The organism is Parafrankia sp. FMc2, assembly GCF_041008525.1.
Classification (GTDB): domain Bacteria; phylum Actinomycetota; class Actinomycetes; order Frankiales; family Frankiaceae; genus Parafrankia.
In genome coordinates, this window is the sequence record NZ_JBFLUG010000006.1 from 35,618 (window position 1) to 49,272 (window position 13,655).

The window sequence follows — 13,655 nt, forward strand, 5'->3', positions numbered from 1 at the left end:
GTCGGTCAGGACGCGCCGCGGGTGAGGAGCGAGAGCGCCTCGTAGGTCTCCGGCCCGAGCGGCAACCAGCCGTGGGTGGCGCTGTCCCAGCGGGCGCCGCGCATCGTCGTGTTGAACACCCGGGAGACACCGGGAAACGCGCTCGGCTTCGTGAAGTCCAGCGGCGGGATCAGGCCGAGGTCGAGCCCGCTGGTTCCGCGCAGCTGGTCGAGCAGGGCGCGGGACGTCAGCTCGCCCGGCACGGCGTTGCCCACCTTCTCCGCGATCTGGACGGACAGCCAGGCCGCGGTGGAGGACGTCGACGAACGGATCTCGGCGCGCGCGTCGGTGTTCCCGGCGGCCTCCTCGGCGTCCAGCTCGGACAGCATCCGGGCAAGCTCGGGGAACTCGCCGCGCTGGCTGAACTCGGGGAACACGCTGGCCACGACCAGGTTGTCGGCGGCTGGGCCGAGCCGATCGAGGTACTCCTCCGACAGGGTGCCCGCCGCGTGGCAGGTGCGCAGGCCCGCCCCGCCGCCGCCGCCGATCACGGCATAGGCGGCCTGGTCGAACACGACGAGCACGGCGCCGTCGGCGTTCGCCCGGGTGAGCTGGGCGATCGTCGGGGTCAGGTCGCTGGAGGTGATCGGGACGCGGAGCTCGGGGGACAGCGGTGTGCCCGCCGCCCGCCCGCCGGCCTGTGCCATCGTGATCAGCCGGTCGCTGGCCGCCAGGTCGTAACCCACCAGGCCGATCTTCGACGCGCCGGCCCTGCGCAGCAGCGACGGGCAGACGGTCGGGTAGAACGTCAGCGGACTGATCATGAAACTGACGTCCGAGCTGAGCTCGGACTGGTCCACGGCGATGCCGGCCGACCCGATGGCGGGAATGCCCGCCTGCTCGAGGATCGGCATGATCCCGCCCGAGGTGGACACTGCGGAGACCACGGCCAGGACGTTCTCGTCGACCGCCTGCTGGGCGCACTCCTTGGCCGCCGCCGGGTCGTTCCGCTCGTTGCAGTGCACGATCTCGACCGGATGGCCCTTGATACCGCCACGCTCGTTGACCGCGCGGGCGGCGGCCCGGACCGCGGCGACCATCTCGGGATGCCCGACGCCGACGCCGCCCTCGGCAGCGATGATCATCAACTTGGTCGGGTCGCCCGAGCTCGTGGCGGAACCACCGGACGGCTCGTCGCTCCCCCCGCCGCACGCGGCGAGCGCCGTGACGGCGCCGATGCAGGCGGCTCCGAGCCGCAGACCCAGACGTCGTCTCACCGGTTCGTCCCTCCTGATGCGCCTCAAGCCCCTGGCGGGCCGACGGGCCGACCGGGCGGCGCGACGGTGACTGCCCGCCCGCGAGGCCCTGCGGCCCCGTCACGGTAGACCGTCGGTGCCGGGCCCTGATGGCAGGGTGATCCGGTACTTCGCTGGTGTGACGCCGGAATGACTCTCCGCTGCGCAACCGCGGCGCCGGTCCGTCGGCCGGCGCCGGCGCCGTGCGCACCCTTGCGCGCACTGCGTCGACGGAGTCGGTCGCGCCTGGTCAGATCACCTGCGACCAGGCGTAGGCGAAGCCCATGACCTGATCGGTGAGCGTCTCCAGATGGCTCGCTGCCCGCCGGTCGAGCACCTCACCGTTCGGGCCGAAGGGGGCGCTGGACGTGTCGATCGAGACGCCGAGGGGAGTCGGCCAGCCGCGCAGGGCGTGGATCGTGGACCGCAGGGCTGTGAGGGTGGTGCCGGCGGTCTGCGGCCCGTCCGCGCAGACGATCAGGCCGACCACGCGGCCGTCCAGGTAGGGGCGGGGCGCTCCCCGAAGATCCTCCAGGTAGTCCAGGGCGTTCTTCACCAGACCGGACATACCGCCGTGGTAGCCCGGAGTGGCGATGACGACCCCGTCCGCCCGGCCCACCTCGCTGAGGAGCCGGCGGGCCGCCGGAGTGCGCTCCCGCTGCCCCGGGACGTACATCGGCAGGTCGATGTCGGCGGAGCCGAGCAGGACGGTCTCCGCGCCCGCGGCCGCCATCGAGCCCAGGACCGTCTCCAGCGCCCGCAGGGTGGTCGACTCCGGCCGGGTGGCCCCGCCGATGCCGACGATGGTGGGGCGGCGGCGTCGCTCCGCCCGCGTGGGCGGCGGGCCGATGACGCCCAGCGCGGCCAGATCGGCGATGCCGCCCGGACCGGTGTCCGTGGGCCTGGTGAGTGGTGGGCCGGTGCGTCCGCGGCGTTGCGCCAGCGGTTCCCCCGAGCCGGGGTACGGACGGCTGTCACCGTTCCCCGGATACGCACCGTGCGCGTCGACCATCGACTCCTCCTCATGCATCGCTGTGCGGTGTCTGCGACATGTGACTACCGCACGGCGTGGGTGAGATGCGACGGAAGCGTAGGCCCTTGCGTCAGGGGCGTTCCGGGATGCGTCGCAGTGTGGCCGGCAGGACGACGGCGCCGGGGCCGTACGACGCGGCCCGGTCGCCCGGGTTGGAGATGTGGCAGCGCCGCAGGGACAGGCAGCCGCACCCGATGCAGGAGTCGAGCCCGTCGCGCAGTTTCTCCAGCGCCTCGATCCGCTCGTCCAGCCGGGTCCGCCAGGCGCGGGAGATCGACGTCCAGTCGGCCCGGGTGGGGGTCCGCTCGGCGGGCAGGCTGCGCAGCGCCTCGCGGATCTCCTCCAGGCTCAGCCCGATGTTGCGGGCCGCTCGGATGAAGGCCAGCCGGCGGAGCACATGACGGGCGTAGCGGCGCTGGCCGCCGCTCGTGCGGCTTGCGCTCAGCAGCCCCTCCCGTTCGTAGAAGCGCAGGGCTGAGGCGCTGAACCCGCTGCGGCGCACCACATCTCCGAGGGACAGGACGTCCGTGGCGTTCATCGTTCGACGGTAGCGAACCTGAATCTCACGTCAACTACAGGTGTCGGCGGAACGGGCCGGTGATCTCGAAGGTGACCCCCGCCCGGCTACGCCCCTGGGTACCACGCTGCGAGCTGACGTAGAGGCGGCGGCCGTCCGGGCTGAACGCCGGGCCGGTGATCTCGGATTCCCGGTGGCCCGGCAGCTGCAGGAAGCGGGAGAACGTCCCGTCCGGAGTGATCAGGTTCAGCGCGGGGCCCGGGCGGTCCTCCGCCACGAACAGGTCACCCAGGGCCGAGCCGGTGATGTTGTCGGCTCCCGCCATGGTCAGGCCGCCGCGCGGGACCGCCTCGGGATCATGAAGGAGTGCGATCTGCTCGCCGACAGCGTCGTAGGCCCAGATCCGGTTGTCGCCCTTCGTCGTGAACAGGCAGCGGCCCGCCGTGTAGTAGCAGCCCTCACCGCCGTTGAAGGTGCGGGCGCCGTCGGCCTGACGCCGGGTCGCGCGGGGAAAACCGTCCGGGTCCGGCACCAGGGCCCAGGTCACCGGTCCGGAGACGGCGTCCGCGGGGGCCCGCAGCACCTCCAGCGTGCCGTCGGACAGGTCGCCCCACCGGGTCGGGCGGAACCGGTAGAAGCAGCCGTCGCGCCGATCCTCGGTGAGATAGACGACCTGGCGGTCGGGGTCGCAGGCCGCCGCCTCGTGAGTGAACCGGCCCATCGCGGGACGTGCCACCGCCGGCCGGCTGCCGTCCGGCCAGGTCTCGTGCACCCGCCCGAACGCGTACTCCTCGCAGGACAGCCAGGTGCCCCACGGTGTCGCCCCGCCCGCGCAGTTCGCGTTCGTGCGCCGCAGGATCCGGCTGGCGGAGATGATCGTGCCAGCGGCGTCGAACCGCAGCGCCGAGGCGCCGCCGTTCAGCATGGTCTCGGAGTTCGAGACGTAGATCCAGCCGTTGCCGGCGGGGAAGCAGGCTCCACCGTCCGGTGCGTCATGCCAGGACAGGCCGGTGCCGGGCACGATCTCGCGGGATCGCGCGACCACCCGGCTGGAGAAGCCCGCCGGCAGCGCGACCCCGTTGGAGTCGGGGGCCCGCAACGGGCCATACGGGCCCCGGCCCGGCTGGGCGGTGGTCGCCACCGCCGACTGCCAGCTCGTACCGCACAGGACGGCGGTTCCGACACCGGTGGCGGCCAGGCGCAGCAGCGCCCGTCGATCCATGCTCGGCACCTCCTCGCAGCCGGCGTGCCCACCTGTGGCGCGGCTGTCGCACCGAGTGATAGCACAGGCACGGTGAGACGTCCTGACGGTTGTGCTGTGGGCCGGTGGCCATCCCCGGCGAAACGGGGAAATCCGCCTCGCTACGATCTGACCGTGGCGGCCTCGTTCTCCCGACCAGCTGACGGCCCGGCTGCGGATGATTTCTCTGACCGGTATTCGGGTCAGATGCCGGAGCAGGTGGTCGAGCAGGTGGCGGGCCAGCCCGGCGAGGTCGAGGCACCCGGGGCCTTCACACTTCCGGCCGAGGAAGGCGCCCACCGGCGTTTCGACCCGCTGACCGGCCGCTGGGTCCTGGTGTCGGCGGGGCGGGTCGCGCGCCCATGGCGCGGCGGTGAGGAAAAGGTAACCACCACGCACGGCGCATACGACCGGGAATGTCATCTCTGCCCGGGAAACGTGCGTGCCTCCGGAATCACTAATCCGGACTATGACGGTGTTTATGTCTTCGACAACGACTTTCCGGCGCTGCGCCCCGGCGCCCCGGCGGCGGTGGACGGTGTGGGCTGGGCGGGTGATGATCCGGACGCGCGGGTCGCGGCCCTGCTGCGGGCCCAGCCGGGGACGGGGACGTGCCGTGTCATCTGCTTCGATCCCCGCCACGACGACACACTGGCCAGCCTGCCGCTCGACCGGGTCCGGGCGGTGGTCGACACCTGGGCCGACCAGGAGCGTGAGCTGGCCCGGACCTGGACCTGGGTGCAGATCTTCGAGAACCGCGGGGCGGCGATGGGCGCCTCCAACCCGCACCCCCACGGCCAGATCTGGGCCTCCTCCTTCCTCCCCGACCTGCCGGCCGCCGAGGACCGGTCCCAGCGCGAGTACCGGCGCTCACACGGGACGTCGCTGCTGGTCGACTACGCGGCCCTGGAATCCGACCTCGACACCGCTACCAGTCCCGCCGGTGCCGGTGCCGGTGCCGGTGCTGCTGGTGCCGCTGGGCCCGGCCGGGTGGTCGTGGCGAACGAACACTGGGTCGTCGTCGTCCCGTACTGGGCGCTCTGGCCGTTCGAGACGCTGGTGCTGCCGCGCCGCCCGGTGCCGCTGCTGCACCAGCTGACCGACGCCGAACGCGACGCGCTGACGGTGGTGTTGCGCACCCTGCTCCGCACCTACGACACCCTGTTCGACACGCCCTTCCCCTACTCGATGGGCTGGCACGCCGCGCCCGGCCCGCACCCGGGCGCTGACTGCGCCGATGGCGCCGACCGCGCTGACGGCGCTGAGCCGGAGGGGGAGCACTGGCAGGTGCACGCGCACTTCCATCCGCCGTTGCTGCGGTCGTCCACCGTGCGCAAGCATGTGGTCGGGTATGACATGTTCGCCGGCATGCAGCGGGACATCACCCCGGAGGACGCCGCCGAGCGGCTGCGGGCCGCCCGACGGCGCGCGGAGGGGGCGGCGAGTACCGGCGAGCGGCCGTGACGCGGGATCCTCGCGGGGCTGTGGCAGCGGGCTGATCGAGACCCGCCGGGGCGTTTCACCCGCCACCACCCGCGCCCCGCAGTGGTTCGTTCGGGTGGTGGGTCGGGCCGGTCAGGGGGTGCCGGCGAGCGCGTGCCTGCCGGCCCGCTGCTCGGCGGAGAACTCCCAGAGTCGGCCGACGGCCCACCAGGGCCATTCGTGCCCCCCCTGCCAGGGCACGCCGACCACCACTGACGAGCTGGTCACCCGCGAGGACTCGGTGCGCGCGTCGGGGAACGAGACGTCGACGTAGTCCGACCAGCCGCCGCGCCAGGGCACCGTCGTGTCCTCGGTTCCGTGGATGTGCATCATCCGGATGGGGGACCGGTCGCAGGGCACGAGCAGGTGGCCCGCGACGACCCCGGCTGCGGCGAAGACGTCCGGTGCCTCGCAGACGGCGCGCGCCGCCATCATCCCGCCGTTGGAGTAACCCCAGACGTAGACGCGGGCGGGGTCGATCGAGGTCCGCCGGCTCGCGTCCGCCACCAGGTCGCGCAGGTAGGCGACGTCGTCCACGCCGTGCGTCCCGGCGCAGCAGGTGCCGGCGTTCCAGGCCCCGCCCACGGCATGGCCGTAGGCCAGCGCGAACCCGTGCCCGTCGGCGAACGGGGTGGCACCGCTGATGTCGCGCATGACGGCCGCGTCGTGACGATAGGCATGCAGGAGGACCACAAGGGGCCGCGGCTGGCCCGGTCGGACGGTGGTGTGCAGCTCGTAGCTGCGACCCGACCGCAGCGTGATCTCCGTGGTGTGGCTGCCTGCCGGCCCGGCCGCGCCGAGCCCGCCGGAATCCGCCGCGCCACCGCCTGTGGCGCCACCGCTCGCGGCACCGCCGCCTGTCGGGGGAGTGGTCGCCGGTGGGAAGCCGGGCTCGGAGGTGAGGGTGCTCTCGTCCGTGGCGCCGGGCACCGATCCGGATGCGGCGGGCGGGTCCGCGGTCGTCGTATCAGCCGCCCCCGGGGCGGCTGTGGCCTGCTGGCTGCTCGTGGCCGCGCCCGGGGGTGCCGTCGCCGCGGCGACCAGGTGTGCGGCGGAGCGTGCGGCCGGGTGGGGGTCGGTGGACCAGCCCAGCGCCATCTGTACCGCGGCGAGTGCCGCGAGTGGCAGACCCAGGGCGGCCAGGAGGATGATCACATACCTGCCGCCAGGCGCCACCGCACCCCCCCACCCGGGCCCCGCGCGAACCTGGGTCCCACCGACGCCAACACAGCTGAGCGCGGCCCGAGCGGGCCACAATCAGATAGATCAGATAGATCAGGCAGATACTTATGCGTCGTTGCTTCGGTCGCAGGTTTCTTGCCGAGGTCATCGTAATGCGCCCGGCCGGAGACGCCGGTAGCCCCACCAGGGACAGGCCGCGCCGGCCGGGCGTCTCACCGCCGGGCGGGTGCCCCGGCTGCGCCTCCGACGTGTCTCAGCTGCGCCGCAGGCCGTCGATCGCCCGGTAGATCCGCTCCTCGGAGATCGGATAGGGCGTGCGCAGGGCCTGCGCGAACAGGCTCACCCGCAGCTCCTCGATCATCCACCGGACCGCCCGCACCGGCTCGGCCGTCGATCCTTCCGGGCCCAGCTCGTCGGTCAGCTCGCGGAACGCCGCCAGCACATGGCCCACCCGGGTGGTGAGCTGCCGGTCACGGGCGGCATCGCCGGGAAGCCGTTCGACCCGCCGCTGCGCCGCGGTCAGGTAGCGCTCCAGGTCGGGCAGCCGCTCGACCCCGGTGCGGGTCACGAAACCGCGGTGGATCAGCTCGTCGAGCTGCCCGCGCAGGTCGGCGGCGGTGGCCAGCAGAGCCGGGCTGGTCAGCGTGCGCAGGCCGCGGTCGATCTGGTGGGCCAGCGCGAGCACCCGCTCGGTGCCGCGGACCACCGTCAGAGCGGTCTCCGGCAGCTCCGCCCGCACCGTGTCGAGCAGGACCCGGAACCCCGCCTCGTCCCGCACGGGACCGCCCGCACGGCGCAGGAGCACGTCCATGGCGGCGGCGACACAGTCGTCGAGCAGGTCGCTGATGTCGCGGTGCGGGTTGTTGCTCAAGGCCAGCTTCGCCGCGTTCGGCAGCCGCCCGATGATCCCCCGGACGGGGGAGGGGACACCGAGCAGCAGGAGCCGGCGGGTACCCGCCCACATGGCCCGGTCGGCCTCGTCCCGGTCGTCGAAGACCCGGACGGCCACCGAGCCGCCCTCGTCCACCAGCGCCGGGTGGGCCCGTACGACATGCCCGCCCCGGCTCCGCTCGATCACTGCCGGCAGCGTTCCGACGTCCCAGCTGAGCAGGCCGGAGCGCTCCACCCCGGCCGCCGCCGCGGAGACCACGGCCCGGGTCTTCGGCCGCAGCCGGTTCCGCAGCTCCGCGAGGTCCTTGCCCTCGCCCAGCGTCGCGCCGCGATCGTCGACGATGCGGAAGGTGATCCGCAGGTGCGGTGGCAGCACCTCGGCGAGGCGCGCCGGCGACCACACCCCCGTCGGCAGCGCGGAACCGCTCATCCGGTGCAGCTCGGCGGCGACGGCGTCCGCCAGCGGCCGCTCGTCGGGGGTGATGCGGTCCAGCACCGCCCGGGCGTAGTTCGGCGCCGGGACGAACCCGCGCCGCACCACCTTCGGCAGCCCGCGGATCATGGCGGTGATCAGTTCCTCGCGCAGCCCGGGTACCAGCCAGGTGAACGGCTCGGCGCGCAGCCCGCCGAGCGCAGGCAGCGGCACCCGCACGGTCACGCCGTCCGCGGCGTCCCCGGGTGTGAACTGGTAGGTGAGCGGCAGCTCCACCCCGTCGGCAACCCAGGCGTCCGGGTAGTCCTGCTGGCGCACCGTGCCGGCGCGGTCGTTGACCAGCATCGAGGCGGAGAAGTCGAGCAGGTCGGGCTCGGTCCGCCGCGCCGCCTTCCACCAGGAGTCGAAATGGCGGCCGGAGACGACGTCCGCCGGCACCCGCTCGTCGTAGAACTCGTAGAGCGTCTGGTCGTCGACGAGGATGTCGCGCCGCCGGGCACGGTGCTCCAGCTCCTCCACGTCGGCGAGCAGCTCGCGGTTCGTCTGGAAGAACGCGTGCCGGGTGTTCCAGTCGCCCTCCACCAGCGCGTGCCGGATGAACAGCTCCCGGCTCACCACCGGGTCGATCCGGCCGTACTGCACCAGCCGTGCCGTCACCAGCGGGACCCCGTACAGCGTGACCTTCTCGTAGGCCAGCGCGGCGCCCTGCCGGCGCGACCAGTGCGGCTCGCTGTAGGTGCGCCGCAGCAGGTGCTCGGCCAGCGGCTCCACCCAGTCGGGCTCGATGCGCGCCACCGTGCGGGCCCACAGCCGGGACGTCTCGACCAGCTCGGCGGCGACCACCCAGGTCGGGATGCCCGGCCCGCGCCGGCCGCCCTGGTCCCCGTCGGCTCCGGTGCCCGTGCCGGCGCCGCCGTCCGCCGCCCCGGTGCCGTCCGCCGTCTCGGGCCGGGCCGCCCGCCGCCGCGCCAGCCCGGAGCCCGGGAAGATCGCGAACCGGGCGCCCCGTGCCCCCAGGTAGTCCTTCTTCTCCGGCTCGTACCGGCCGATGTGCGACAGCAGCCCGGTGAGCAGCGCCTGGTGCACCGACCGGGCGTCCGCCGGGCTGTCGTTCGGCTCCAGCCCCAGCCCGCGGGCGATCGAGCGGAGCTGGCCGTGGACGTCCTGCCACTCCCGGATCCGCAGATAGTTCAGGAACTCGGTGCGGCACATCCGCCGGAACTGGTTGGACGACCGTTCCTCCCGCGCGCTGCGCAGATGCCGCCACAGGTTCAGGATCGACAGGAAGTCGGACGTCGGGTCGGTGAACCGCGCGTGCGCCTGGTCGGCCGCGGGGCGCTGCTCCACCGGCCGTTCGCGCGGGTCCTGGATGGCGAGCGCCGAAGCGATCACCAGGACCTCGGACAGGCAGCCCAGCTCCCCGGCGGCGAGCACCATCCGGCCCAGCCGCGGGTCGACCGGCAGCTGGGCGAGGCTGCGGCCGGTCGGGGTGAGCCGCTTTCCCGGCTCGGCGTCCTCGACCAGGGCTCCCAGCTCGACGAGCAGCCGCACACCGTCGGCGATCTGCCGCGACTCCGGTGGGTCGAGGAACGGGAAGTCCGCCATCTCACCGAGACCGAGTGCCTCCATCTGGAGGATCACCGACGCGAGGTTCGTCCGCAGGATCTCCGGGTCGGTGAACGCGGGCCGGGCGTCGAAGTCGTCCTGGGCGTACAGCCGGATGCAGATGCCGTCGGACGTCCGCCCGCAGCGCCCGGCCCGCTGGTTCGCCGAGGCCTGGGACACCGGCTCGATCGGGAGCCGCTGGACCTTCGTCCGATGGCTGTACCGGGAGACGCGGGCCAGCCCCGGGTCGATCACGTACCGGATGCCCGGAACGGTCAGCGAGGTCTCCGCGACGTTCGTCGCCAGCACGATCCGGCGCCCGGTGTGCGGGGTGAACACCCGGTGCTGCTCCGCGGACGACAGCCGGGCGTACAGCGGGACCACCTCGGTGGCCGGCCGGTCCTGGCGGCCCAGCGCGTCGGCGGTGTCGCGGATCTCCCGCTCGCCGCTGAGGAACACCAGGATGTCGCCCGGGCCCTCGGCGCACAGTTCGTCCACCGCGGTACAGATCGCCGAGACCTGGTCCCGCTCGCTGTCGCGGTCGCCGCCCCGGTCGCCGCCACGCTGCTGGTCGCCACGCTGCTGGTCGCCACGCCGCTGGTTGCCGCGCTGGTCACCGCGTCGGTCGTCGTCCGCGGAGCCACCCGGCGAGTCGGGGCCGGTCAGCGGGCGGTAGCGCATCTCGACGGGGTAGGTGCGGCCCGACACCTCGATCACCGGTGCGTCGTGGAAGTGCCGGGCGAACCGGTGCGGGTCGATGGTCGCCGAGGTGATGATCACCTTGAGGTCCGGGCGGCGGGGCAGCAGCCCGTGCAGGTAGCCCAGGATGAAGTCGATGTTGAGGCTGCGTTCGTGCGCCTCGTCGATGATGAGCGTGTCGTACTGGCGCAGCAGCCGGTCGGCGGTCAGTTCGTTGAGCAGGATGCCGTCCGTCATCAGCTTGACGAGCGTGGTCGGCCCGACCCGGTCGGTGAACCGCATCTGGTAGCCGACCAGCCCGCCGGCCGGACCGGAAGGCTCCTGGCCGCCGCCCGCGATGGGGCTGCCGAGCTCTTCCGCTATGCGTTCGGCGACCGTCCGCGCGGCGATGCGGCGCGGCTGGGTGTGCCCGATCATGCCGAGCACGCCCCGGCCCAGTTCCAGGCACAGCTTCGGCAGCTGCGTCGTCTTGCCCGAGCCGGTCTCACCGGCGATGATCACGACCTGGTTGTCGCGAATGGCGGCCAGGATCTCGTCCCGGCGCTGGCTGACCGGCAGCTCCTCCGGGTACCTGATGGCCGGCACGCTGGCCTGCCGCGCCGCGACCCGTGCCTGGGCGGCCTCGACCTCCGCGGCGAGTCGGGTGATCAAGGAGGCGCGGGAGGCGGCGTCGCGCATCGCCCTGGCCCGGTCGAGGCGCCTGGCCAGGCGGTGTGCGTCGCGTGCCATGAGCTGCGGCAGGTGCCCGCGCAGCTCGGACAGCCGCGGTGGCGGCGATTCTGCTGGAGAGATCACAGACGGCGTGTTTTCCCGGGCGGTCGTCGGATTCCTGGGTGCTCCGGCGGGCCGGGTGACAACCGGAGGTACATGACCGGTCGCATCCTGCCCGGGCCGTGGCGGCGGGTGCCGTCGCGGCGCGGCTGGACTCCCGGGGGAGCCTCCGAGGGAGCATTCTGCCCCGGACGCCGCGCGATGGCACCTGCTTTTCGCAGCGTCCGGCCGCCGTCACACATTCCCGTCCGGCCTGTCCCGCCGCGCGCCCTCCTCAGGCCGCCTCCGGCCGGGCGCCGCCCGCGGCCTGGTACCCGCCGGAGCCTCGCGCCTGCCGGCCCGCGGCAACGTCGCGGCGGTGCTGGTCAGGCCGTGGTTGCCGCGAGGGCGAGCAGCACCAGCGCGATGACGGCGGCGGACGTCCGGATGGTGTTGAAGAAGTCCCAGCGGGCCCGCTGGGCCTGCCAGTCGCTGGGCGGGGCAGCCGGCTGCCAGGTCGCCATCGCGTTGTTGATGGGGAGATCCCCGCGCACGGTGACGATGATGTTGGTGAGCACCGCGACGGTGGCGATCGCGGCGAGGACGGCGCAGGTGGTCTCTCCGTCGACGCCCGCGGCGATGGCCAGAGCTGCGGTGACCACCAGACTGACGATCTGCAGGGGCTTCATCAGCTTCGGGTAGCTGATGTCGAAGGCCTGCTTCACCTGCACATATGAGGTGGTGGGCAGGGAGTGCAGGGCGGGCCGAACGGCAACCAGGCCGACGGTCATCGTTCCCGCGACGAGTCCGGTCAGAACGAGGGAGACCACGACGAGTGCCGAGACCATGATTCTCCGGCTCTCCATCCTGCACGCGGCTGACTGGGATGCATTCATACCAAGAGCCGCGTCACGCCGCACCGTATTGCGCAAGGTTCCTTTCGCGCGATATTTGGCAATTCGGTCAGCGGGTTGAGTGCAATTGCATATGCAGTTGCATTCGCGGGGCGGGGTGCACCTGATGGAGCGCTTGGAGCTGCCTGGATGGGCGCTCACTGCCGACCGCGGCGGGGGACGCACGACGGCTGGTCGGGCCCTGCGGGATGTCGGGGGCCGCCGGACCAGGCGCGGGCGAGCGGGCCTGGGCGGGGGCGCCGGCCGGTCCGGCGGGAATGGCCTGCGGATCTGCTGCAGAGAAAGCGCGGAAGAGCTGTCTGTCTTACCGGCGCGCTGGTGCCGCCCGGCGACCACGGGGTGGCCGGATCAGGGCCGGCCGTGCTTGCCGAGCCAGCCGTGCTGGCGGGGTCGGTCAGAGCTGGGCGACGATGCGGTTCAGGAGGTCGGGAGTGGAAGCCGGCTGCGGGCTGTCAACCGTGAGCCGGTTCATCGCCTGCGCGTAGATATCCACGTCTTCCCGCTTGTCCATATAGACCGCGCCGGTGAGCTGCTCCAGATAGACGACGTCCGGCAGATCCTGTTCCGGGAACCGCAGGATGGTGAAGGCGCCGCCCTCGGCCGCGTGCCCGCCGAATGCGAACGGCATGATCTGCAGCGTCAGGTTCGGGAGCGCGCAGAGCGCGATCAGGTGTTCGAGCTGCGCCCGCATGACCTTGGGGCCACCGATGGGCCGGCACAGCGCGGCCTCGTCGATCACGACCCAGAGTCGTAGGGGTGTCTCGCGGTGCAGGACCTTCTGCCGGTTCATCCGGACGTTCACGCGCCGCTCGAGGACGTCGGGTGGCGTCCCGCCGCTGTCGAGGTTGATGACCGACCGGGCGTAGTCCTCGGTCTGCAGCAGGCCCGGAATGAACTGGAGCTCATAGGTCCGGATGAGCGCTGCCGCCTCCTCGAGCCCGATGTAGGGCTGGAACCAGTTCGGCAGTACATCCCCGTAGCCGTGCCACCAGCCCGGGCGGTTGGCCTCCCGGACGAGGGAGAGGAGGGGCTCGCGTTCGTCGCTGTCCGTCACACCGTAGAGGGTGAGGAGGTCCTCGACGTCCCGCCCCTTGAAGCTCACCCGGCCGAGCTCCATCCGGCTGATCTTCGATTCGGAGGCCCGGATGTGGTAACCGGCATCTTCGCGGCTTATGCCCTTTTCCTCCCGAAGCCGACGGAGCTGCGAACCGAGCAGGATCCGACGGACTGTCGGACCGCCACCCGGTTGAGTGGTCATCACTGTCGGCCTCCTCGTCATTGGTCTATAGGAGAGTATGTCATTCGATCTTTGGCCCAGGTTCACCCCATGCCTTCCCTGGCCCCATCAACGGGATCGGCTCCGGCCGGGTGAACCAGATACGTATACACGGTTTACGCAGCGTGTTCGTTGTCGACTCCCATTGGCCGCGATCCGCCTGGATCAGGCCGCTCCGGATACGGGTCGGCCAATGCGCCCCGCGCACGGTGCTGATTGCGCCTCGCGACGGGCCGGCGACAGGGAGGGTCATCCGCTGCGGGCGCCGGCGCCGGGGGAGAGCCCGCCCGGCCCCTGATTCCCTCCGGCCCGGGAGCCGCCCGGCGGACCGTTTCGTCGCCAGCGGCCTGCGCAGCCAG

Annotated in this window: 9 protein-coding genes; 1 reads left to right on the plus strand and 8 read right to left on the minus strand. The window is 72.6% G+C overall.

Annotation, left to right across the window (positions count from 1 at the left end; genetic code table 11):
- Positions 1 to 5 precede the first annotated feature (5 nt).
- The 4 genes from AB1460_RS03950 to AB1460_RS03965 all read right to left on the minus strand — a co-directional run bounded on the left by AB1460_RS03950 (position 6) and on the right by AB1460_RS03965 (position 4,046).
- Positions 6 to 1,256, minus strand: a complete 1,251-nt coding sequence (locus tag AB1460_RS03950) for an ABC transporter substrate-binding protein (protein WP_368959190.1) — start codon at positions 1,254 to 1,256, stop codon at positions 6 to 8.
- A 268-nt stretch (positions 1,257 to 1,524) separates the two neighbouring features.
- Positions 1,525 to 2,286 carry an NADPH-dependent FMN reductase gene (locus AB1460_RS03955; RefSeq protein WP_368959191.1) on the minus strand — a complete coding sequence of 254 codons (762 nt, stop codon included), beginning with the start codon at positions 2,284 to 2,286 and terminating at the stop codon, positions 1,525 to 1,527.
- Positions 2,287 to 2,377: 91 nt separating this feature from the next.
- Positions 2,378 to 2,845, minus strand: coding sequence for a redox-sensitive transcriptional activator SoxR (gene soxR / locus AB1460_RS03960; protein ID WP_368959192.1), 468 nt, complete (start codon positions 2,843 to 2,845; stop codon positions 2,378 to 2,380).
- Positions 2,846 to 2,879: 34 nt separating this feature from the next.
- Positions 2,880 to 4,046, minus strand: a complete 1,167-nt coding sequence (locus AB1460_RS03965) for an alkaline phosphatase PhoX (protein ID WP_368959194.1) — start codon at positions 4,044 to 4,046, stop codon at positions 2,880 to 2,882.
- 225 nt (positions 4,047 to 4,271) lie between these two features.
- Here AB1460_RS03965 and AB1460_RS03970 point away from each other — a divergent pair, with 225 nt between their 5' ends.
- Positions 4,272 to 5,528, plus strand: coding sequence for a UDP-glucose--hexose-1-phosphate uridylyltransferase (locus AB1460_RS03970; protein WP_368959196.1), 1,257 nt, complete (start codon positions 4,272 to 4,274; stop codon positions 5,526 to 5,528).
- Between the two features lie 111 nt (positions 5,529 to 5,639).
- Here AB1460_RS03970 and AB1460_RS03975 read toward each other — a convergent pair whose 3' ends face one another.
- The 4 genes from AB1460_RS03975 to AB1460_RS03990 all read right to left on the minus strand — a co-directional run bounded on the left by AB1460_RS03975 (position 5,640) and on the right by AB1460_RS03990 (position 13,281).
- Positions 5,640 to 6,701, minus strand: coding sequence for an alpha/beta hydrolase family esterase (locus AB1460_RS03975; RefSeq protein ID WP_368959197.1), 1,062 nt, complete (start codon positions 6,699 to 6,701; stop codon positions 5,640 to 5,642).
- 280 nt (positions 6,702 to 6,981) lie between these two features.
- Entirely contained in the window at positions 6,982 to 11,085 is a 4,104-nt protein-coding gene (gene hrpA / locus AB1460_RS03980; protein ID WP_368959255.1) for an ATP-dependent RNA helicase HrpA, read from the minus strand.
- A gap of 407 nt (positions 11,086 to 11,492) precedes the next feature.
- On the minus strand, positions 11,493 to 11,954 hold the full coding sequence (locus AB1460_RS03985; protein WP_368959198.1) for an anthrone oxygenase family protein: 462 nt from the start codon (positions 11,952 to 11,954) through the stop codon (positions 11,493 to 11,495).
- Between the two features lie 460 nt (positions 11,955 to 12,414).
- Entirely contained in the window at positions 12,415 to 13,281 is an 867-nt protein-coding gene (locus AB1460_RS03990; protein ID WP_026311000.1) for a helix-turn-helix domain-containing protein, read from the minus strand.
- Positions 13,282 to 13,655 lie beyond the last annotated feature (374 nt).